General features: G+C 67.8%; 16 protein-coding genes and 2 pseudogenes. 11 read left to right on the forward strand and 7 right to left on the reverse strand.

Annotation, left to right across the window (positions count from 1 at the left end; genetic code table 11):
- The first annotated feature begins 61 nt into the window (after window positions 1–61).
- Complete coding sequence (locus AVCA_RS21480) at window positions 62–1,384, forward strand: PQQ-dependent sugar dehydrogenase (protein WP_012703173.1); 1,323 nt, start codon at window positions 62–64, stop codon at window positions 1,382–1,384.
- A gap of 33 nt (window positions 1,385–1,417) precedes the next feature.
- On the opposite strand, the gene AVCA_RS21485 is transcribed toward AVCA_RS21480, so the two are convergent.
- The 4 genes from AVCA_RS21485 to phnD all read right to left on the reverse strand — a co-directional run bounded on the left by AVCA_RS21485 (window position 1,418) and on the right by phnD (window position 5,866).
- Window positions 1,418–1,909, reverse strand: a complete 492-nt coding sequence (locus AVCA_RS21485; protein ID WP_012703174.1) for a CinA family protein — start codon at window positions 1,907–1,909, stop codon at window positions 1,418–1,420.
- Window positions 1,910–2,066: 157 nt separating this feature from the next.
- Window positions 2,067–2,942 (reverse strand): manganese catalase family protein, encoded by an 876-nt coding sequence (locus AVCA_RS21490; RefSeq protein WP_012703175.1) that lies wholly within the window; start codon window positions 2,940–2,942, stop codon window positions 2,067–2,069.
- 492 nt (window positions 2,943–3,434) lie between these two features.
- The gene (gene vnfA3 / locus AVCA_RS21500) at window positions 3,435–4,988 is read right to left on the reverse strand and encodes a vanadium-dependent nitrogenase transcriptional regulator VnfA3 (protein WP_012703177.1); all 1,554 of its coding nucleotides are present in this window, start codon (window positions 4,986–4,988) and stop codon (window positions 3,435–3,437) included.
- Window positions 4,985–5,866, reverse strand: coding sequence for a phosphate/phosphite/phosphonate ABC transporter substrate-binding protein (phnD, locus tag AVCA_RS21505; RefSeq protein ID WP_072432467.1), 882 nt, complete (start codon window positions 5,864–5,866; stop codon window positions 4,985–4,987). Before phnD ends, vnfA3 begins: the two co-directional genes overlap by 4 nt.
- A 329-nt stretch (window positions 5,867–6,195) precedes the next feature.
- Between phnD and AVCA_RS21510 the strand changes: the two genes are divergently transcribed.
- The 8 genes from AVCA_RS21510 to fecA all read left to right on the forward strand — a co-directional run bounded on the left by AVCA_RS21510 (window position 6,196) and on the right by fecA (window position 16,388).
- The gene (locus tag AVCA_RS21510; protein WP_012703179.1) at window positions 6,196–6,792 is read left to right on the forward strand and encodes a hypothetical protein; all 597 of its coding nucleotides are present in this window, start codon (window positions 6,196–6,198) and stop codon (window positions 6,790–6,792) included.
- A 640-nt stretch (window positions 6,793–7,432) separates the two neighbouring features.
- The gene (locus AVCA_RS21515) at window positions 7,433–9,505 is read left to right on the forward strand and encodes a TonB-dependent receptor plug domain-containing protein (RefSeq protein ID WP_012703180.1); all 2,073 of its coding nucleotides are present in this window, start codon (window positions 7,433–7,435) and stop codon (window positions 9,503–9,505) included.
- A complete protein-coding gene (locus AVCA_RS21520; RefSeq protein WP_012703181.1) occupies window positions 9,505–10,566 on the forward strand; it encodes an ABC transporter substrate-binding protein in 1,062 nt (353 codons plus the stop codon). The genes AVCA_RS21515 and AVCA_RS21520 overlap by 1 nt, the downstream gene beginning before the upstream one ends.
- A 27-nt stretch (window positions 10,567–10,593) precedes the next feature.
- On the forward strand, window positions 10,594–11,598 hold the full coding sequence (locus AVCA_RS21525; RefSeq protein WP_012703182.1) for a FecCD family ABC transporter permease: 1,005 nt from the start codon (window positions 10,594–10,596) through the stop codon (window positions 11,596–11,598).
- Window positions 11,599–11,609: 11 nt separating this feature from the next.
- Window positions 11,610–12,407 (forward strand): ABC transporter ATP-binding protein, encoded by a 798-nt coding sequence (locus tag AVCA_RS21530; RefSeq protein WP_012703183.1) that lies wholly within the window; start codon window positions 11,610–11,612, stop codon window positions 12,405–12,407.
- A 119-nt stretch (window positions 12,408–12,526) separates the two neighbouring features.
- Window positions 12,527–13,009, forward strand: a complete 483-nt coding sequence (locus tag AVCA_RS21535) for a sigma-70 family RNA polymerase sigma factor (RefSeq protein ID WP_012703184.1) — start codon at window positions 12,527–12,529, stop codon at window positions 13,007–13,009.
- Complete coding sequence (locus tag AVCA_RS21540; RefSeq protein ID WP_012703185.1) at window positions 13,006–13,947, forward strand: FecR domain-containing protein; 942 nt, start codon at window positions 13,006–13,008, stop codon at window positions 13,945–13,947. The genes AVCA_RS21535 and AVCA_RS21540 overlap by 4 nt, the downstream gene beginning before the upstream one ends.
- Before the next feature lie 86 nt (window positions 13,948–14,033).
- On the forward strand, window positions 14,034–16,388 hold the full coding sequence (fecA, locus tag AVCA_RS21545; RefSeq protein ID WP_012703186.1) for a TonB-dependent Fe(3+) dicitrate receptor FecA: 2,355 nt from the start codon (window positions 14,034–14,036) through the stop codon (window positions 16,386–16,388).
- Between the two features lie 55 nt (window positions 16,389–16,443).
- Here fecA and AVCA_RS27310 read toward each other — a convergent pair.
- Window positions 16,444–16,539 (reverse strand): annotated as a pseudogene (locus tag AVCA_RS27310) (LysR family transcriptional regulator); the annotation flags it as partial.
- Between AVCA_RS27310 and AVCA_RS26950 the strand changes: the two are divergent.
- A pseudogene (locus AVCA_RS26950) lies at window positions 16,528–16,707 on the forward strand (3-oxoacyl-ACP reductase); the annotation flags it as partial. The pseudogenes AVCA_RS27310 and AVCA_RS26950 sit on opposite strands and share 12 nt — an antisense overlap.
- 51 nt (window positions 16,708–16,758) lie before the next feature.
- Here AVCA_RS26950 and AVCA_RS21550 read toward each other — a convergent pair.
- Entirely contained in the window at window positions 16,759–17,346 is a 588-nt protein-coding gene (locus AVCA_RS21550) for a CGNR zinc finger domain-containing protein (RefSeq protein ID WP_012703187.1), read from the reverse strand.
- A 228-nt stretch (window positions 17,347–17,574) separates the two neighbouring features.
- On the opposite strand from AVCA_RS21550, the gene AVCA_RS21555 reads away from it, so the two are divergent.
- Window positions 17,575–18,465 carry an alpha/beta fold hydrolase gene (locus AVCA_RS21555; RefSeq protein WP_012703188.1) on the forward strand — a complete coding sequence of 297 codons (891 nt, stop codon included), beginning with the start codon at window positions 17,575–17,577 and terminating at the stop codon, window positions 18,463–18,465.
- 61 nt (window positions 18,466–18,526) lie between these two features.
- On the opposite strand, the gene AVCA_RS21560 is transcribed toward AVCA_RS21555, so the two are convergent.
- Complete coding sequence (locus AVCA_RS21560) at window positions 18,527–19,228, reverse strand: DUF2780 domain-containing protein (RefSeq protein ID WP_012703189.1); 702 nt, start codon at window positions 19,226–19,228, stop codon at window positions 18,527–18,529.
- Between the last annotated feature and the right edge of the window lie 318 nt (window positions 19,229–19,546).

The following is a 19,546-nucleotide window of genomic DNA, read 5'->3' on the forward strand; positions in this document are numbered from 1 at the left end:
GGAAGCACTTTCCGCACTGCGCGAGTCGAACCTTCAATCAACGTCCACGCGGAGACCGACCATGTTGCGCCTCGCTCGCCTGCTCATCGGTACCCCACTTCTGCTCCTCCTCGGCAGTTGCGGCGACACCGCCCGACTGCCGGTCGGCGAGGGCTACGGTCCGCAGCCGAAACTGCCCGAGCCGAAGTCGACTCTGATCCCCACGGTGCACATCGCCAAGGCGGTCGGCTGGCCACGGGACGAGATGCCGGCCGCCGCCAGCGGCCTGATGGTGAAGGCCTTCGCCAGGGGACTGGAGCATCCGCGCACCCTGCTGACGCTGCCCAACGGCGACGTGCTGGTCACCGAGACCAATGCGCCGCCCAAGCCCGACGACGGCAAGGGCATCCGCGGCTGGGTGATGAAGAAGGCGATGGCCCGCGCCGGCGCCGGTGTGCCCAGCGCCAACCGCATCAGCCTGCTGCGCGACGGCGACGGCGACGGATTCGCGGAAATCCGCACGATACTGCTGGAGAACCTCAACTCGCCGTTCGGTATGGCGCTGGTCGGCGACCAGCTCTACGTCGCCAACACCGACGCCATCGTCCGCTTCCCCTATCAGGAAGGCACGACCCGGATCGACGCGCCCGGCGTGAAGGTGGCCGATCTGCCGGCCGGAACGCTGAATCACCATTGGACCAAGGACCTGATCGCCAGCCGCGACGGCAGCAAGCTCTACGTCACCGTCGGCTCCAACAGCAACGTCGCCGAGAACGGCATGGCGGCGGAGGAAAACCGCGCCGCCATCCTCGAGGTCGATCCGGCCAACGGCGCCACCCGTCTGTTCGCCTCCGGCCTACGCAACCCCAACGGTCTGGCCTGGCAGCCGCAGAGCGGCGCGCTCTGGGTGGCGGTCAACGAACGCGACGAGATCGGCAGCGACCTGGTCCCTGACTACATGACTTCGGTCCGGGACGGCGGTTTCTACGGCTGGCCCTACAGCTACTACGGCCAGCACGTCGACGAGCGCGTCCAGCCGCCGCGCCCGGACCTGGTGGCCAAGGCCCTGGTGCCGGATTACGCCCTCGGCGCGCATACCGCCTCCCTGGGCCTGACCTTCTACCAGGGCGACCTGCTGCCGCAGCACTATCGCAACGGCGCCTTCGTCGGCCAGCACGGCTCCTGGAACCGCAAGCCGCGCAGCGGCTACAAGGTGATCTTCGTGCCCTTCGACGCTCAGGGCCGCCCATCCGGGCCGCCGCAGGACATCCTCACCGGCTTCGTCGACGAGGAGAAGGAGGAGGCCTACGGTCGGCCGGTCGGCGTGACGGTGGACAAGGCGGGAGCGCTGCTGGTGGCCGACGATGTGGGGAATGCCGTGTGGCGGGTCACGCCGGCGCCCTGAACGGGCTCGGCAGCCCACCGGCGGAAATCGCGGTCAATCGAGTTTTTTCGTCAGGGCTTCGAGTTTTTCCGGAATCCTGGCCAGACCGTGATGGGCCGCCCGCTTGCGGATCTCGACGCGGTCTCCGTCGAATTTCACCGTCTCGCTGACCACGGCCAGCCGCTCACCCCGCCTCAGGGCATAGGCATAGCACTGGGTGCCGCCCGGGTCCTCCTCCGACTCGTCGGCCACGCCGGTATTGGCCACCGCCAGATCGGCGCGGCTGGCCTCAAGCGCGCCGATCGCCATTTCCGAGGCCACTTCCTCGCTGGTCAGGCCGAATCGCTCGATGGTGGCGAAATCGACGCCGAGCAGCCGATGCTTGGACTGCGGCGAATAGACGATGAAGCCGCAATCCAGCACCTGACCGCAGCCTGGCTCGTTCGCCAGCAGCGAGGCCATGAGCCCGCAGGTACAGGACTCGGCGGTACTCAGCTTCAGTTGGCGCGCCTCGAGAAAGGCCACCAGTTCGCCGATATCCTCCATGCTCGTTCTCCGTGATGAAACGCCGAAAGACAGCCATCGACGATCCGGCACCGGCGCCTTGGCGGGCGTCGGTGCACGGCGGGAAGATGCTCGGCACCGAGCCGCCCTCGGCCCGGCATGCGCCGGAACGAAGGGTGCGGCTTTCGCGCCGATATCCTCAGTGCTGGGTCTTGCCGGAACCGAGATCGGCGCCGGTGAGCGGATCGGCAGTCGGATTCGACAGGGTGCGCATGGCCATCTGCTTCCAGACCTGCGCATCCTTGTCGGGCAGGTTCACGGTGGCCATGCCGTCGCCGCCGTCGACAGCCGGCTGCGGCGTCTCGACGAACTTCCATTCGGCGCCCTGGTTCCACGGCCCCCGCACATCGTCCGCGCCCTGGGACATGTTGAAGTAGGTGTTGGTGAACTCGGGCATGCCCGCCAGCTTCCCTTCCGGGAAGTTGGGCTGCAGCGCATGCAGGGCCTTCTCGAACGACTTCTGGTGGGCCAGTTCGCGGGTCATCAGGAACTTCAGCGCATCCTGGATGCCGGGATCGTCGGTGACGTTGATCAGCCGCTCGTAGATGATCTTGGCGCGGGCCTCGGCCGCGATATTCGAGCGCAGGTCGGCCGTGGGCTCGCCGATGGTGTCGATGTAGGCCGCGCTCCAGGGGATTCCGCCCGAGTTGGTCAGCGCCGGTCCGCCGCCGTACAGCAGGGAGGTGATGTGGGAGTCGTTGCCGCCGCCGGTCAGCGAACGGTACAGCTCGGCCTCCTGCTCGACACCCTCGGCCAGTTGCCCCTTGGCGCCCTTGTTCAGCATGCCGACGATCGAGCCGATGATCTCCAGATGGCTGAGTTCCTCGGTCGCGATATCCATCAGCAGATCCTTGCGGCCCGCGTCATCTTCGGCCAGCCCCTGGGTGAAGTAGCGCATCGCCGCCGCCAGTTCGCCTTGTGGCCCGCCGAACTGCTCCAGCAGCAGATTCGCCAGACCAGGATTCGGTGCCGCAACCCGTACGGTGTATTGAAGACGCTTGTTGTGGACAAACATAAATCCTCCTCACACGGTTGGTCGCAATCTCCTGTTCCATCGCCCCCGGTGTCTCGGGACTTCGTCGAAGCGAGTGGCACGAATGCCCCTCGTTCAGGGGGTAGAGGGGCGTCCATCGCCAATAGTTCAGGGAGAATGCCCAATGGTGGAAAGATGCGCCGACTGGCCAGCCCGCCGGGCGTCCTCAGCGCCGTCGGCGGCATGTTCATGCCCGTGCTGCTCGACCGCCTGCTGGCGAAAAAAGCCTGCGCGGGACAGCAGAGCACAGAGAACGAGACGCCGGGTCAAGCGGACAACCTGTTCGCGCCGGTCGAAGGACTGCACCGCACCACGGGACATCTCGCCGGTCAGGCCCGGACAAGTCCTTGGGCCTCGCCTCCGGGACGGTCGGTCCACTGCCCGCCGCCGCCATGGCGCTGGTGGCCCTGCCGATCATCGCACTCACCGCCCGGCTGGCGGATTGATGCGGCCACGGCACCGTACAGCCGGACCTCAGCGGAAATCCTTGTAGTTCAGGTTGTGCCGGGCCATGCGCAGGCCGAGGATGCGCCGGGTCAGACCCAGATGGGTGGCGGCCTCGGTCATGTTGCCCTTATGCCGCTTGAGCGCCTCGACGATCATCTCGTGCTCGGCCTGCCTCAGGCGGACATCGAGAATGCCGCCGGCGGACGGGCTCTCGGAAACCGCCGGGGTCTGCAGCGAAGGCGGCAGGTGATGCGGTTCGATGACCGCATCCTCGCAGAGGATGACCGCCCGCTCGATGACGTTCTCCAGCTCGCGCACGTTGCCCGGCCAGTGGTAGCACATCAGCATGCTCATCGCCGGCGCGGAGATGCGCTCCACTGTGACGCCCATCTCGCCGGAGAAGCGCGCGACGAAATGCTCCGCCAGGGTGGCGACGTCGGAGCCGCGCTCGCGCAGCGGCGGCACGGTGATGGGGAAGACGTTGAGCCGGTAGTAGAGATCCTCGCGGAAGCGGCCCTGCTCCACCATCGCCCGCAAGTCGCGGTTGGTGGCGGCGAGGATGCGCAGGTCGACCTGGTGGGTGACGTTGCCGCCGACCCGTTCGAAGCTCTTCTCCTGCAGCACCCGCAGCAGCTTGGCCTGCATGGCCAGGGACAGCTCGCCCACCTCGTCGAGGAAGATGGTCCCGCCGTCGGCCGCCTCGAAGCGCCCGCGCCGCTGGGTCGCCGCCCCGGTGAAGGCGCCGCGCTCGTGGCCGAACAGCTCGCTCTCGATGACGCTCTCCGGCAGGGCGGCGCAGTTGAACTTGACGAAGGGACCCTCGGCGCTGCTGCTGTTGTAGTGGATGGCGCTGGCCACCAGTTCCTTGCCCACGCCGTTCTCGCCGAGGATCAGTACCGTGGTCCGCGAGCGGGTGACCTTCTCGATCAACCCGTAGACCTCCTGCAGCGGCCGCGAATTGCCGATGATGTTGCTGGGCTTGAAGCGACTCTGCAGGGCCGAGCGCAGGCGGCGGTTCTCGTCCTCCAGGGCGACCTTGCGCACGTGCTCCTGCAGGTGCAGCTCCACCGCCTGGGCGGTGGTGGCGGCGAGAATGGCGAGAATCTCCGCGTCCAGCTCGAGCATCTGGCGGTTGGCGTAGTGGCGCTCGGCGACGATGGCGCCCAGCACCTTGCGGTCGCGGCGGATCGGCACGCAGAGGAAGGACTGGCTGCCCGCCTCGCCCGGCAGCAGCACCGTCCGCCCGCTGTCCACCACTTGGGCGACGATGTCCTCGCCGTGGGCGAGGCTGCCCGAGGCCTCCTCCTCCTCGCTCAGGCCGCAGCCCTGCTGGACGAAGATCCGCCCCGATTCCGGATCGCGCAGGGTCACCATGCCGCGCGCGACCTTCAGATGGCGCTGCATCAGTTCCAGCAGCACCCGCAGGATGCCGGCCAGGTCGCTGCCCTCGCTGGAGATGCGCCCCAGTTCGCCGAGCAGCGGCAACAGATCGGTGCGGCATTCACCCATGTCCCATTCGCAGGGCTTGTCCTGGACCGGCAGTTCCCGACCGGGACGCGCGTTCGCCGAATGCGGTTTCATGGTCGACCTCCGGATGCGCCGCTGGCGCGTCGCCAGGGCAGCTTCAACTGGGACAGGGGCTGGGCCGGCTGCTCCTCGGCGGCCTTCAGTCCGCCGGGTTGCAGACGGGCCTCGAGGATTTCCTCCATCCAGTGGCGAACCCTGTCGACATCGGCGTCCACCGCGGGAATGAAGGCTTCCGCCGCGTAGGCGCCGAGCGCGGCCGGCTCGCGCAGTTCGAAGAAGGCTCGGCGTATGGCCTCGCGCAACTCCATCGGCAACCCTTCGCGGAAGGTCCACAGGTATTCGGGAATCGGCGGCGACTCGGCGAGGATGCGCACGGCCCGCCGCTCCAGGCGCCCCTCGGCGAGCAGGCGGCGAAAGACCTGGAGGGACAATCCGCCGGCCGCCGAATGACCGGCGGCCACCGCCGCGGCCACCTGATCGTGGGCACCGAGGGTGCGACGCACATAGTCCCGGTCGGCGCTCAGCCCCGCCCGCAACAGCATGTGCCGGGGCACCCAGGCGCCGGACGTGGAGGCCAGGTCGCCCATGGCGATCTCCGCGCCGCGCAGTTGTTCGAGGCTTTCCACCGGGCTGTCGGCGGGCACGATGACCGCCGCCTGGAAGGTCGGCCCCCGGCTGCCGCCGTGGGTGGGCCGGGCGAAAGGCTCCAGGCCGGCGTGGCGACTCTGCAGGATGTAGGTCACCGGACCGAGATAGGCCAGATCCAGTTGCCCCCGGCGCAGGGCCTCGCCGGTGGCCACGTAGGTGCTACCGACCAGCAACTTCACCGGCAGACCCAGGCGGCGCTCCAGACTGGCGCGCAGGGGCTCGTTGAGTCGTTCCACCACCGCCCGGGATTCACCGGGCAGCAATCCGCATCTGAGAACTTTCATAATCGGTTAATTAAAGCATCTCCGGACAGGGCTCACGCCGCCTGGGCGGCATCCGCAGAAGATACAGCAAGCTCCGTTCCAGTCGCCGTGCCTTCTCGATTGGTCGCCGATCGGGACCGAATGCACGAACGCGAACTAAACACCGGCCGATTGCGCACCGGCCGGAACAGCCCGGGCCGGCGACACGCGGGGAAGAGCCCGCCGAGTGCGGCGGCGAAGGCCCGCCGGACACCGGCCCCGGCCACGCGGCGAGCGGCAGGGGCGAAGGGCCGCGACGCTGGCGCCGATCTTGCGAGGGGCGCCTGTCCCCCTGTCCAGGAGCAACCGCCATGTCCGAATCCGCTTCGCCGCAGCCAGCCAGCGCCCGGATCTACCGTTTCGAGCCCTATCACTTCAGCCATAACCTGCCGCCGGAGACCCATGCCAAGCTGAAGGAAATCTTCGCCCACTGGAATGAAAGCGAGAAAGCCGAAACGCTGGTCCGGGAAATCATCGACCAGGCGCCCGACACCCTGGGCGTGCGCATCGTCGCCTACCGCTTCTACTTCTACCGGCGCCGTTCGCTGGAGGCCGCGCACTGGGCGCTGGCCTGCATAGAGTGGCTGTCCCGGCGCCTCGGCCTGCCGGCAGACTGGCGCGAAGTCCGTCCGGACATGGCCGACTTCGTCCACTGGCACGCCTTCACCCGCCTCTGGCTGCAGTCGCTCACAGCCTACGCCTACAACCTGGCCCGCCTGGGCCGCGAGACCGAATCCCTGGAGGCGCTGGACAAGGTGGAGGAACTGGACCCCAGCGGCAAGCTGGGCGCGCCCCGCCTGCGCCAGGTGTTCAGCGGTCCGCGCGGCGACGCCGGCATGCTCTTTCCCAAGGAGTTCGAGAACTGGCGCTTCGTGCAGCGGGAAACGCCGCAGCAGAGCGAACGCTGACCGCCCTGTCCTCCGTCGAGTCGACACGGCCGATCGCGGGCCCTTGCGGAGCGCGGAGAAATTCTCCGGCCCGCCATGACCCGAAGCACCCACGGTGGGCGAACCGCCGTTCCGGCACGGCGCACCGCCCTGCGTCGCGCCGATGAACCACACCGCGCAATCCTCCCGGAACGGCGAGGCATCGTTTACAGGCCGTTGCGATGCCGATGCGCAACGCATCGGCAGGCGCCGTCGCGGAGCCTCGACAGGACGACTCGAGGCATGTCCGGCGACGCTCCCCGATTTCCCCCGCCCCTCTATCCATCCAGCCCCGCCGGCCATCACCCACGACCCAGCGAATCGCATGCGGGAACGGCTCGCCGAACGATCATGTAAGGGCGAACGTATACATGCAAGATACCTGCGTTAATCAATCTTTTCCTGGCTTATCGCACCACATTCGCACCATTGCGCGAATTACCCAGGCGAACATCCCTGTCCGCCGGAGGACATTTCAGTACAGGCGATGCCGCCTTTTCCCGCGATTTTTTCGACATCCAGGAACCCAAGCCCCACTCCGTACCCATTCGAACGCTCCAGAGCCATGGCACGGGGATTGACATTAAGCGTCATCCCAACCACAAGCCTCAGGAACATCGTCATGGCTCGCTTGAAGGTCCCCTGCTTACTCTTCGCCCCCCTACTTCTCCTGCCCGGCGGCCCAGCCCAGGCAACCGACGATCTCAAGCTCGCCGCCCTGCCGGTCGAAGACGATGCGGACGACTCGTGGAGCGAACCGGTCGGCGCCTCCATCCCCGCCTACCAGCGCTTCGCCCTGCCGCGCAGCGTGGCGGCCGTGCAGACCCTGGACCGCGAGGACATCGAGGCCATCCGGCCACGCGACGTCAGCGAACTGATCGAAGGCTCGCTGGGCATGAGCATCGGCCGCCAGGGCGCGCGGGTGCACAACTTCTCCTACAACCGCGGCGACAAGGTCAGCATCATCCTCGACGGCGTCTACCTGACCCAGACCGAGGCGCAACGGGTGCTCGGCGACCTGCCGGTGGAGATGATCGATTCGGTCCGCTTCCTGCGCGACTCCTCGGTGATCACCATCAGCCCGCTGATGGACTTCGGCTCCGCCAACGCCGGCTCGCCGAACCAGGGCTTCATCCTCATCGAGACCCGCAAGGGCGGTCCCGGCAAGGACCGCGGCGACTTCAAGACCAGCTACGCCCGTTTCGACAACCGCAAGACCCTGGGCTTTCTCAGCGACTCCTGGCTGGACGACCGGCTCACCCTGGGCGGCGGCTACCAGCGCTCCGACTACAACGGCCGGCCGGGCTGGAACATGGAATACCACTCCGATACATGGCTGGCCAACGGCGGCTGGAAGGACGAGAACTTCATCGCCTCGGCCTCCTTCTTCCTGAACAAGGCCTCCCGGGAAATCCAGCGCGCCGAGGGGACCTACACGGGCGCCACCCGCTACCCGGTCAGCGGCCCCACGCCCAACCACGTGATGGACAAGAACATCTGGAAATACACGCCCATGGATACCAGGGTCATCGCGGTGAACCTGGCCAAGCCCTGGAACGACGTGCACACCACCAGCCTCACCTACGGCTGGACCGAGGCCAAGGGCACCCAGTACGCCTACAGCCTGACCACCGACAAATCCACGGTCGCCGGCCGCGAGGCCAAGGACCGCGCCAAGGAGTGGAACCTCTCGCACACCATCGCCACCGCGAAGACCACCCTCAAGTTCGGCGGCCAGACGGTGGAGTGGTACCAGTTCACCGAAGGCGGCACCAGTTCCCGCGAGGAGAAGGTCTACGGCCTCTACACCACCCTGGAACATCGCATCACTCCCGGCTGGTCGGTGGACGCCGCCTTCCGCATCGACCGCAAGCACATCATCCAGGGCGGCGACAAGTACCTGGACAACGGCACCAGGACCGAGCTTTCCGACGACGAGTGGACCGACGACGCGACCCTGTTCTCCCTGGGCACCGCCTGGCAGATCGATCCGGTCTGGCGGGTTTCCGCCCGCTACTCGTTCAACTTCACGCCGACCCCGGACCAGATCAGCACCCGCAACAACGAGAACCTGCCCGGCGAGAAGCGCCATCGCTACGAACTGGGCATCAACGCCAACTTCAGCCGGGCGCTGCGACTCGGCCTGACGCCCTTCTACTACGTGCTGCGCAACGCCAAGGTATCCGACGGCGCCATCGACACCGACTCCGAGGGCAATCCGATCGTCGACCCGAGCACCGGCGACCAGACCAGCGTGACCATCTACAAGGCGGTCGACGAGGTCATCCGCAAGGGTATCGAGGTGAGCCTGCAGGGCGATTCCGGCCCCTGGAGCTACGAGTTGGGCTGGACCTACTACGACGGCAACGACGAGAACGGCACCACCGGCAGCGAAGTCCCCGACAACAAGTTCAACGGCCGCCTCGGCTGGCGCCACGGCCCCTGGAACGCCAACTTCAGCGTGGTGCGGGTCGAGCCCTACAAGAGCTACGACTACACCGTGGGCGACTTCACCACGGTCAACCTGAACCTCAGCCGCGAACTGGGCAAGGGCTTCAGCGTCGCCCTGTTCGGCCAGAACCTGCTCGACGAAGAGTACGGCACCAACAACAAGGGCTACCCGGCCACCGCCAACTGGGGCGTCGTGCGCGACGTCGGCCGCACCTTCGGCACCGAACTGAGGTATCACTTCTGATGAACATTCGACAACGCACCCTGGGCGCCGTCGGCCTGCTGGCCGCCCTGCTGTTCGCCGGCCCGCTGCACGCCGAACGCCTGGTCACCGACATGGCCGGCCGTCAGGTGAAGATTCCCGACGAGGTCCGGCGGGTCTACGCGGTAGGACATTGCGTGCCCATGGTCGGCGCCGTGGCGCCGGACAAGCTGGCCAACAACTTCCGCCTCAACGACACGGCCAAGCGCTTCCTGTCCCCGCAGTTCTACGAAGGCAAGGTCGTGCCCGGCGTGAATTCGCGCATGCTGTCCGACGAGGAGCTGGTCAAGCTGGCCCCGGACCTGGTGATCATGGAAGCCATGCCGGGCGCGGCGGAACGCGCCGATCGCCTGTCGGCCCGGCTGCAGGCGCCGGTCCTGCTGATCGACCAGGACATGCACAGCTACAAGCCGGCGTTCGCCTTCCTCGGCGAGGTGCTGCAACGCCCGGAACAGGGCCGGGCCCTGGCCGATTTCGTCGCCGCCCACCTGGACCCGATCGAGGAAAGGGCCAGGAGCATCCCGGCGGATAAACGGGTGCGGGTCTACTACGCCGAGGGCCCGGACGGCCTGTCCACCAACCCGGCCGGCTCCAGCCACACCCAGGTCCTCGATTTCGTCGGCGGCCTCAACGTCGCCCAAGTCGTCAACCTGCCCGACGAAGGCATGAGCAGCGTGTCCCTCGAACAGCTCTACCTCTGGCAGCCGGATCTGATCCTGACCTGGACGCCGGCCGCCGACCAGTCGACCACCTGGAAAGCCGTCGTGGAGAACCCGCTCTGGCAGCCGGTCGACGCCGTGAAACAAGGCAAGGTGCTGCAGATCCCCTGGATTCCCTTCAGTTGGTTCGACCGGCCGCCGGGCAGCAACCGCATCCTCGGCGCCTTCTGGCTGGCCCGGACCCTCTATCCGGAGGTCTTCCCGCTCGACCTGACGAGCCTGACCCGGGAGTATTTCCGCCTGTTCTATCACCGGGAAATCTCCGCCGCCGACGTCAGCTACCTGCTCGGCCTGTCCACCCCCCAGGCAGCGGCCGGACGCTAGTCCGCCAATCCGACCCGGAGATCCTGAATGCCACGTCTTCTTTTCCTCCTCGCCCTGGCCCTCGCCGCGCTGATCGTCGCCTCCTTCGGCATCGGCCGCTATCCCGTGCCGCCCGACACCGTGCTGGCCATCCTCGCCGCGAAGATCCTGCCCATCGCCCCCGACTGGACGCCGGAAACCGAAGCGGTGGTGCTCGGCATCCGCCTGCCGCGCATCCTCGCCGCCCTGCTGGTCGGCGCCGCGCTCACCGTCTCCGGCGCCAGCTACCAGGGCCTGTTCCGCAATCCCATGGTCTCGCCCGGCATCCTCGGCGTGTCCGCCGGGGCCAGCCTGGGGGCGGCCCTGGCCATACTGCTCGGCTACGGCATGTTCGGCATCCAGGTGCTGGCCTTCGCCTGCGGGCTGGTCGCCGTGGCCACGACCTGGATCATCGGCAACGGCCTGGGCCGGCGGGGCGATCCGCTGCTGGTGATGGTGCTGGCCGGAATCGTCGTCGGCACGCTGTTCACCGCCTTCGTCTCGCTGGTGAAGTTCGTCGCCGATCCCTACAACACCCTGCCCGCCATCACCTTCTGGCTGATGGGCAGCCTGGCCTCGGTGGAACTGCCCGACCTGCTGATCGCCAGCCCGCCGATCCTCTTCGGCCTGACGGTCCTGCTGGCCCTGTCCTGGACGCTCAACGTGCTCTGCTTCGGCGACGAGGAAGCCAAGGCCATGGGGCTGGAAACCGGCCGCCTGCGCCTGGCGATCATCGTCAGCGCCACCCTGGTCACCGCCGCGGCGGTGGCCATCGCCGGGATCATCGGCCTGGTCGGGCTGATCGTGCCGCACCTGGCGCGCATGCTGGTCGGGCCGGACCACCGGGTCCTGCTGCCCGTCTCGGCGCTGCTCGGCGCCGGATTCCTGCTGCTGGTGGACGGTCTGGCACGTTCCCTGTTCGAGGTGGAGGTACCGCTGGGCATCGTGACCTCGATCATCGGCGCGCCCTTCTTCCTCTATCTGATGAACCAGGGCCGCAAGGCCTGGGCCTGAGGAGGAAGGGCATGCTGGAAGTACAAGCGCTGGCCTGCGGCTACGGCCACCGAAGCATACTCGAGAATCTTTCCTTCACCCTGGAAGTGGGCGAGTTGCTCTGCCTGCTGGGTCCCAATGGCGTCGGCAAGACCACCCTGTTCAAGACCATTCTCGGCCTGCTGCCGCCCCGCGCCGGGGAAATCCGCCTCGACGGCCGGCCGACCCGCCACTGGTCGCGGCGCGAGTTCGCCCGCTGGGTGGGCTACGTGCCCCAGGCCCATACGCCGCCCTTTCCCTTTCAGGTCGAGGATGTCGTCGCCATGGGCCGCACGGCCCACGGCAACCTGTTTTCCGGTCCCGGCCAGGAGGACCGGGAAGTCGCCGCCGAAGCCCTGGAAACCCTCGGCATAAGCGCCCTGGCCAAGGCCAGCTACACGGAAATCAGCGGCGGCGAACGGCAACTGGTGCTGATCGCCCGCGCCCTGGCCCAGCAGCCGCGCATCCTGGTGATGGACGAGCCCACCTCGAACCTGGACTACGGCAACCAGCTCAAGGTCATGGGCCACGTCCGGCGGATCGCCGATGCCGGACGCATGGGCGTCATCCTCACCACCCACCATCCCGACCACGCCCTGCTCCACGCCTCGCGGGTCCTGGCCCTGGACCGGGAAAGGCACTGGCGCATCGGCCGGGCGGACGAAGTGGTCAGCGAGGACTACCTGCGCCGGACCTATGGCGTGGAAACGGAAATCCACGACATCCGCCGCCGCGACGGCGGCCGCAGCCGGCTGTGCGTGCCGGCCGTCGGCCCGGGCGAGCCGCCCTGAGGTATTCCATCTGGCAAGGGGGTGACGTACCGCTGCGCTTTCCGCATAATAAGAATTATTATCATTAATGTCGGAAACCGAGCCTCGCCGTGGACACAGGCCATCCCGATCGTCGCAGCGTGCTGCACAGCCTCTACCTGGACCATCGCCTCTGGCTCAACGGCTGGCTCAGGCGCCGCCTGAGCTGCCCGCACAGCGCCGACGACCTGACCCAGGACGCCTTCGTGCAGGTCATGGGCTCCCGCGATCTGCTGCGCCTCGAACAGCCGCGGGCTTTCCTGACCACCATCGCCAAGCGGCTGCTGTTCAACCACTACCGCCGCCAGGATATCGAGCGCGCCTATCTCGAAGCCCTGGCCGCGCTTCCCGCGGCGGAGCAGCCGAGCGAGGAAGTCCGCGCCATCGCCATGGAGACCCTGTTGGAGCTGGCGCGGCTGCTCGAGGACCTGCCGCTGCCGGTCCGCCAGGCGTTCCTCTACGCCCAGCTCGACGGCCTGTCCTATGCCGAGATCGCCGCGCGCCTCGGCATCTCCCTGGCCACGGTCAAGCGCTACATCGCCAAGGCGGCGCAGCGCTGCTACTTCGCCGAGTCGTACGAATGAAGGGGCCGGTCTCCGAACGGGTCGCGCAGGAGGCGGTGCGCTGGCTGGTCGAGCTGCAGGACGACGCCGACGAGCTGTTGCGCCGGGACTGGCAGCGCTGGCGCGCGGCCGACCCCGAACACGAACGCGCCTGGCAGCGCATCGAGAGCGTCAACCGGCGCCTGCGCGGCCTGCCGCCGGCGGCGGCGCGGGCCGCCGTGGAGGGCGCACCGCTACACGGCCGCCGCCAGGTGCTGGGCATGCTCGGCCTGGCCGCCGTCGCCGTGCCCGGCCTGTGGCTGGCCGGCGGCCGGGCCAGGCCCTGGCTGGCCGACTACCGCACGGCCGTGGGCGAGCGCCGTGACATCGGCCTGGCCGACGGCAGCCGGCTGAGCCTGAACACCGACAGCGCGGTCAACCTGCGCCTGGCGAGCGACTCGCGCTGGCTCGAACTGCTGCGCGGCGAGATCCAGCTCGAGGTCGCGCCCGGCACGGCGTCCTTCCATATCGCCACCGCACAGGGCTCGCTGCTGGTCGAGCAGGCCCGCTTCAACCTGCGCCAGTACGCCGACCACTGCCGGCTCGGCGTGCTCGACGGCACGGTACGGGTACGCTGCGCCGGACACCCGGACCTGCAGGCGAGCCTCGCCGCCGGCCAGCAGATCCGCTTCGACAGTCAGCGGCTCGGCGCACCGCAGCCCCTGGACGCCGCCGTCGCCGCCTGGCGCGACGGCATGCTGGTGGCCCGCGACATGCGCCTGGCGGACTTCCTCGACGAACTCGGCCGCTACCACCGGGGCTGGCTCGGCTGCGATCCGCGCGTCGCCAACCTGCACCTGTCCGGCACCTATCCCCTGCGCGACAGCCTGGCGATCCTCGCCATGCTCGAAGTCGCCCTGCCGGTGCGGATCAGCCAACGCACCCGCTGGTGGATCAGCGTCCAACCCCGCCACGCTTGAGGCCGGAAAAATTCTTCCGCCGGGCTGAGCCGTTTCGCCGTCTCGCGTGACAAGGAAGGCAGAGACCACCTATTCGGGAATGTCACATGCCTTCACGCTTTCGCTCGCCGCTCCTCCGCCCCGTCCTGCTCGGCGCCATCGCCTGCACCGCCCTGCCCGCTCCAGCCCAGCCCGCGAGCGAGGCACCGGCCATCGCGGCCCGCCAGTCCTTCGCCATTCCGGCCGGCCCGCTGGACGAGGCGCTGAACCGGTTCGGCCGGCAGGCCGGACTGCTGATCGCCTTCACCCCGGAACAGACCGAAGGCCGCCGGAGTCCGGGCCTGCAGGGCGAATACGGGCCACGCGAGGCGCTCGACCGCCTGCTCGCCACCAGCGGCCTGCAGGCGGTCGCCCAGGGCGCCGGCTTCAGCCTGCGGCCGGCGGAAGCCGCCTCCGCCGCCAGGGCCCCGCTCGAACTGGGCGCCGAGACGGTGGTCGGCGACTGGCTCGGCGCGGGCGACGAAGAGGACGTTTTCAACCACCCCGGTGCGCGCGACGTGATCCGCCGCGAACAGTTCGAGCGCTTCGGCGCCAGCAGCGCGCGGGAAGTGCTGAACCGCATTCCGGGAGTCTACGCGCCGGAGAACAACGGCACCGGCAGCCACGACATGGCGCTGAACTTCGGCATCCGCGGCCTCAATCCGCGCCTGGCCAGCCGCTCCACGGTGCTGATGGACGGCATCCCGGTGCCCTTCGCGCCCTACGGCCAGCCGCAGTTGTCGCTGGCGGCCGTGTCCATGGGCAACATGGATGCGGTGGACGTGGTGCGCGGCGGCGGCGCGGTCCGCTACGGACCGCAGAACGTGGGTGGCATCGTCAACTTCGTGACCCGCGCGATTCCCGAGGACTTCAGCCTCGAGGGCGGCATCCAGAGCGAGGTCAGCCCCTCCTCCAGCCAGGACGCCTGGAAACGGACCGGCAACCTGCTGCTCGGCGGCACCGGCGACAACGGCCTGGGCGGCGTGCTGCTCTACTCCGGGGTGCGCGGCAGCGACTACCGGGAGCACAGCGACACCCGCATCGACGACATGATCCTCAAGGCCCGTTACCAGCCGAACGGCGCCCACAGCCTGCATGGCATCGTCCAGTACTACGACGGCGAGGCCGAGATGCCCGGCGGCCTGAGCAAGGCCGACTTCGACGACAATCCCTACCGCTCCAGCCGTCCGCTCGACGAATTCTGGGGCAGGCGCACCCTGGTGGGGCTGGGCTACGACTACACGGGAGAGGCCCGCAAGTTCTCGGTGAACGGCTTCTTCACCCGGACCCTGCGCAGCGGCTACCTGGACCAGGGCAGCTTCGTTTCCCTGTCGCCGCGCTACTACTGGGTACGCGGCATCGAAACCCGCTTCACCCAGGGCTTCGCCCTGGGCGAGAGCTGGCACGAGGTCGGCATCGGCCACCGCTTCATCAGCGAGGCCTCCCACGAGCTGCGCTACCGGGAGGCGCAGGGCAACGGCCTGCCCGACACCGGCAGCCGCAACGACCGCGACACCCGCGGCTACACCCACGCCAACGCCTTCTACATCGACGACCGCATCGACATCGGCCGCTGGACCATCACCCCCGGCCTGCGTCTGGAGCGCATCCGTTCGGAACAGACCAACAAGCTCAGCGGAGTGGAATACGACGCGGACTACAACACCTCGCTGCCGGCGCTCAACGTGCTGTACCGCCTGACCGACAGCCTCAATCTGTATTTCAACACCGAGGAATCCTTCGGCTCGATCCAGTACAGCCAGATGCCCAACCGCGCCCAGACCAACGAGATCGAGCCGGAAAAGGCCCGCACCTGGGAGATCGGCGCCCGCTACGACGACGGAGTGCTGAAGGCCGAACTGGGCGCCTTCCTGATCGACTTCGACAACCAGTACGACAGCAACCAGACCAACGACAGCATCATCGCCCGCGGCGAAACCCGCCATCGCGGCTTCGAGGGCAGCCTGGCCTACGCACTGTCGGACCTGCACCCGGCGCTCGCCGGCCTCGATGTCTACGCCACCTATGCCTACGTCGACGCGACCATCCGCGAGTCCGGGCCCAATCAGGGCAACCGCGTGCCCTTCTCGTCCAAGCACAAGGGCACCTTCGGCCTGGGCTATTCGCGCAACGGGCTGCGCCTCGACCTGGACGGCACCTTCCAGTCCAGCCAATACGCCGACAACGCCAACACCGTCGAGGAAAGCCTCGACGGCAGCACCGGGCGGATTCCCGGCCACGTCATCTGGAACGCCCGCGCGGCCTACGACTTCGGCCCCGGGGCCGCCGACCTCAAGGTGGCGCTGGGGGTGAAGAACCTGTTCGACACCGAGTATTTCACCCGCTCCTACGACGACAACAACAAGGGCAAGAACCTCGGCCAGCCACGCACGGTATACCTGCAGACGTCCATGGGCTTCTGAACGACGCCTGCCGGCCATCCAGACGGCATGGCGCCAACGCGACCGCTACCGGGCAGATGCACTCATGACGCGCGAGATCGTCCAGCGCCTGCGGAATTCCGGCGCGAGCCAGATAGCCTGGCGCGACGACCACCAGCGCGGCATCGTCGACACGCCGATGCACGATCCGGACGCCCGGCGTTTTCTCGAAGGCCTGCAACCGGCCGGACGGATCGGCCGGGTCGAGGAAAGCGCCGATGCCGTGCTCCATCCGAGCGACACCGACTTCACCACGGGCGTGGTGCCGCCGATGGATGGCGGCACGAGTTCGGGCAACTGGCAGTTCCCGACGGGCATGCCGTCCTTCGCTCCCGTGGCGGGCAAACGCTGCTCACTTCTGCTTGCGCTTGCGGAACTCGGCCACCTTGGCGCGGTTTCCGCAGAGCGCCATGCTGCACCAGCGCCGGCGATGGGCCTTGGTGCGGTCGTAGAACCAGAGGATGCACTGCGGGTGCTCGCAGACCCGTATCAGCGAGAAGTCGCCCTCGCACAGCAGCTCAGCCGCCCGCTCGGCCAGGGGCGCCAGGAACTGGGCGGCGGACTTGCGTTCGCCGACGGTCTCCAGCCGCGGACCTGCATCGCCATCCCAGCGTACCTGGCGGTAGCTGGCGGCCTGCGCCAGGAAGCGGTTCAGCTCGGTCGGATCGCCGGGCTCGCCGTTCTTGCGCCGCTCGACCAGATCGCGGACGACTTCGCGCAACGCCCGCGCCGTTGCCAGCAAGGCCCCTGCCGGCAGGCTCGGCGCCTCGCCCGCGGCGGCCATTCCCAGGCGTTCCAGCCAGCGCAGCACGTCCGCGTCGGATTGCCAGAAGTCATGGGGAACACCGTCGACGCGAGCCACGGTATTCAGCATGTCGAGCACCGGATGATCGGCCAGGACATAGGGCTCGGCCGGAGTATCGCCAGGTTTCGCGGTCATTTCGATTCTCCATCGCGACGGCCCATCGTAACCTTAATACACATTTTTTCAAGTTACCGATAGGAGCGAACCGGCGCCGACAATCCCCGCCACCCGTTCAGGTGGAGGAAAAAGCCGACGAACGGCAATGAAACCATTAAAAATAATTTGACAGGTTACAAATACAGGACAGAATGACTCTCCAGTAACCGCTTAAATGAAAATCAAAAGTTACAGAGGACTCGCCAGATGACCACTGTCCCTTCCAGCGCCGCAACCGTCATCCATCACCGTTTCGCCGATGCCGACGGCGTCCGCGTGTTCTATCGCGAAGCCGGCGATCCCGCCGCTCCGGTACTGCTCCTGCTGCACGGTTTCCCGAGCTCGTCCCATCAGTTCCGCACGCTGATCCCGCTGCTGGCCGACCGTTTCCGCATCATCGCCCCCGACCTGCCCGGCTTCGGTTTCACTGAGGTGCCGGCCGAGCGCCACTACCGCTACGGCTTCGACGCCCTCGCCCGGACCCTCGGCGCCTTCGTCGACGCGCTCGGCCTCAAGCGATACGCCCTGTACGTGTTCGATTACGGCGCACCGACCGGACTGCGCCTGGCCGTGGCCCATCCGGAACGCGTCACCGGCCTCGTCTCGCAGAATGGCAACACCTATCTGGAAGGCCTGGGCGATGCCTGGGCGCCGATCCGGGCCTACTGGAGCGAGCCCAGCCCGGAAAACCGCCAGGCCATCCGCGACGCCATCCTCCATCTGGAAGGCACCCGCTGGCAGTACCTGCATGGCGTCGACGACCCGGCGCTCGTCGCCCCCGAGGCCTATACCCTCGACGCCTTGCTGCTGGAGCGTCCCGGCAACAAGGACATCCAGTTGGACCTGTTCCTCGACTACGCCAACAACCTCGAGCGTTACCCGGACTTCCAAAGGTTCTTCCGTACCAGTCGGGTTCCGACCCTGGTGATCTGGGGCCGGCACGATCCTTTCTTCATTCCGCCGGGTGCCGAAGCGTTCAAGCGCGACAACCCCGACGCCGTGGTGGAGTTGCTGGATACCGGCCACTTCGCCCTGGAAACCCATGCCGCCCACATTGCCCGGCGCATTCGCGAGGTGATCGGCAGTGCCGTCGCCTGATTGATACCGCCAGGGGCGGGAACGAGGCGCCCTCCCGGCCAGGGGCCTCGTTCCGCGCGGATCAGGAGCCGGCGCCACCGACGCCGGTAGCCGGCGCCATGGCGGGAACGGAGCCGGTGCCGACCCCGGTTGCCGTACCGGGCATGACGCCGGCGCCGCTCACGCCCCAGATGCCGGCCAGACTCTGTACCAACGGAGCGGCCACCCCCTGGTTGCCGAGAAACTGCAGCAGGATGGGCGCGAACTGGCCGGCCAGGCCGGCATCCATGCCCATGGCCGAGAAGGCCTGGTTGACGTCCTGCATGCTCTGCACGTTGTCGAGCAGTTCGCCGGTTTCCTCCAGTTGCGCGGACTGTTCGGCGGAGGGCCCGACGGACTTGCCGAGCAGGCCGCCGAGACCGCCGCCGAGACCGCCGAGGCCGCCGAGGCCGCCGAGGGCGCCGAGCTGGTCCAGCGCATTGTCGCCGGTGAGTTTTTCGATACCCGGAACCGACTCGCTCAATTGCGCATAGTCGCTCCCGGTGAGCTGGCTCTGCGCCAGTCCCAGCAGGGCGCCGGTACCGCCCAGCATCTGCAGCGGCGTGATCGGCAGCGCGCTCAGGGACTGGACCAGCCCGAGCACCTGCGAGGTCTTGTCGTCGCCGGCCTGCCCGCCCTTGAGAGCGGAGTACGCCTGGGCGGCGGAATTCAGGTCGAAGGCGAAGACCGGAACGCTCGCCAGGCTCAGCAGGGCGACCAGGGCAACGGAAGGGGACGCTTTCATCGGGTGAAACCTCTCGACTCGGAATACGGACGCCAGCCAGCCGGCAGGCGAGCCGGACAGGTGACGGAAACGGGAAGGACGGTTCGTGGACAGGACGACAGGCTCAATCGCACGCGCGACGGTCCACGGATAGTGCGGCGGCATTGCTGTGACAACCCACTCGGACACGGCCTCCGGGATGGGATAGGGGATCGACGACGGCTCTATGGTCAGCCATCGGCCCGGCACCCGCAACAGTTCTCCGCCGAACGAACGCAGCGCCCGATTCAGCTTGGTTTAAGCGGGCTGGCCTAGAGTTGGAAGCATCGACAGCCGATG

The sequence above is a fragment of the Azotobacter vinelandii CA genome, assembly GCF_000380335.1.
In the GTDB taxonomy this organism is placed as follows: Bacteria; Pseudomonadota; Gammaproteobacteria; order Pseudomonadales; family Pseudomonadaceae; genus Azotobacter; species Azotobacter vinelandii.

What these genes read in the sequence shown, in the direction of transcription:
- AVCA_RS21480 (WP_012703173.1), top strand. Translation starts at nt 62, where the DNA reads ATGTTGCGCCTCGCTCGCCTGCTCATCGGTACCCCACTTCTGCTCCTC.
- AVCA_RS21485 (WP_012703174.1), bottom strand. Translation starts at nt 1,909, where the DNA reads ATGGAGGATATCGGCGAACTGGTGGCCTTTCTCGAGGCGCGCCAACTG.
- AVCA_RS21490 (WP_012703175.1), bottom strand. Translation starts at nt 2,942, where the DNA reads ATGTTTGTCCACAACAAGCGTCTTCAATACACCGTACGGGTTGCGGCA.
- vnfA3 (WP_012703177.1), bottom strand. Translation starts at nt 4,988, where the DNA reads ATGAAACCGCATTCGGCGAACGCGCGTCCCGGTCGGGAACTGCCGGTC.
- phnD (WP_072432467.1), bottom strand. Translation starts at nt 5,866, where the DNA reads ATGAAAGTTCTCAGATGCGGATTGCTGCCCGGTGAATCCCGGGCGGTG.
- AVCA_RS21510 (WP_012703179.1), top strand. Translation starts at nt 6,196, where the DNA reads ATGTCCGAATCCGCTTCGCCGCAGCCAGCCAGCGCCCGGATCTACCGT.
- AVCA_RS21515 (WP_012703180.1), top strand. Translation starts at nt 7,433, where the DNA reads ATGGCTCGCTTGAAGGTCCCCTGCTTACTCTTCGCCCCCCTACTTCTC.
- AVCA_RS21520 (WP_012703181.1), top strand. Translation starts at nt 9,505, where the DNA reads ATGAACATTCGACAACGCACCCTGGGCGCCGTCGGCCTGCTGGCCGCC.
- AVCA_RS21525 (WP_012703182.1), top strand. Translation starts at nt 10,594, where the DNA reads ATGCCACGTCTTCTTTTCCTCCTCGCCCTGGCCCTCGCCGCGCTGATC.
- AVCA_RS21530 (WP_012703183.1), top strand. Translation starts at nt 11,610, where the DNA reads ATGCTGGAAGTACAAGCGCTGGCCTGCGGCTACGGCCACCGAAGCATA.
- AVCA_RS21540 (WP_012703185.1), top strand. Translation starts at nt 13,006, where the DNA reads ATGAAGGGGCCGGTCTCCGAACGGGTCGCGCAGGAGGCGGTGCGCTGG.
- fecA (WP_012703186.1), top strand. Translation starts at nt 14,034, where the DNA reads ATGCCTTCACGCTTTCGCTCGCCGCTCCTCCGCCCCGTCCTGCTCGGC.
- AVCA_RS21550 (WP_012703187.1), bottom strand. Translation starts at nt 17,346, where the DNA reads ATGACCGCGAAACCTGGCGATACTCCGGCCGAGCCCTATGTCCTGGCC.
- AVCA_RS21555 (WP_012703188.1), top strand. Translation starts at nt 17,575, where the DNA reads ATGACCACTGTCCCTTCCAGCGCCGCAACCGTCATCCATCACCGTTTC.
- AVCA_RS21560 (WP_012703189.1), bottom strand. Translation starts at nt 19,228, where the DNA reads ATGAAAGCGTCCCCTTCCGTTGCCCTGGTCGCCCTGCTGAGCCTGGCG.